Here is a 563-nt window from a genome sequence, read left to right as displayed (position 1 = left end):
CTGACCCGTCAGCGCCGCCGCGATACGGTCGCGCAGCCGGGCGCGACGCGGGGCGGGAAGGGTGGCAGCCAGCTTCGACGCTTCCCGCGCATAGGCCAGCAAGCGGCGTTCCGCCTGGCCGGCATTCGCCATCGCCTTGGGGTCCGTGAGCCGGGCCAGGACAAGTTCCACCGCATGGCGCTGCTGGGCCGCACGGCCGGACAGGGATGCCTGCCGCGCCCGTTGCCCGATCTCGCCGAGGCGCTTTGTCCAGAGGCGGGAGCCGCAAAGGCTCAGAAAGCGATCGAGATCGGCCGGGTCAGGCCGATAATCGGCGAATGGCATCCTGCGGCCCGTTCCTGATGTCCAACCATCCCTAACGCTGTGAAGGGGGGGCGCGTCAAGCTTCCAATTCGCGCAGCCCCCGGCGCAGGGGGCGTGGTCGGGAGGGGGGCGTCAGGCCTCCCCGGTGTAATACAACGTGACGGTGTGGGTCGCCTCGGCAAACATCAGCCAACGCTCCACCAGCAGCGCGCCGAGCGCGACCACGGCCGCCAGCAGCATCAGCACCGCGCCCAAGGGCC

Annotated in this window: 1 protein-coding gene; it reads right to left on the bottom strand. The window is 70.5% G+C overall.

Annotated elements, in window-relative coordinates; translation table 11 throughout:
• The coding region (locus ACLD7X_RS18060; RefSeq protein ID WP_411425068.1) for a hypothetical protein at nucleotides 1-324 on the bottom strand (324 nt) is incomplete at its 3' end.
• Nucleotides 325-563: the final 239 nt, after the last annotated feature.

Origin of the sequence: Aphanothece microscopica RSMan92 (assembly GCF_046613545.2) — a bacterium.
Taxonomy (GTDB): Bacteria; Cyanobacteriota; Cyanobacteriia; order PCC-6307; family Cyanobiaceae; genus NIES-981.
Note: the sequence above shows the minus strand (reverse complement) of the source record. Positions and strands in the feature narration are given on the sequence as shown.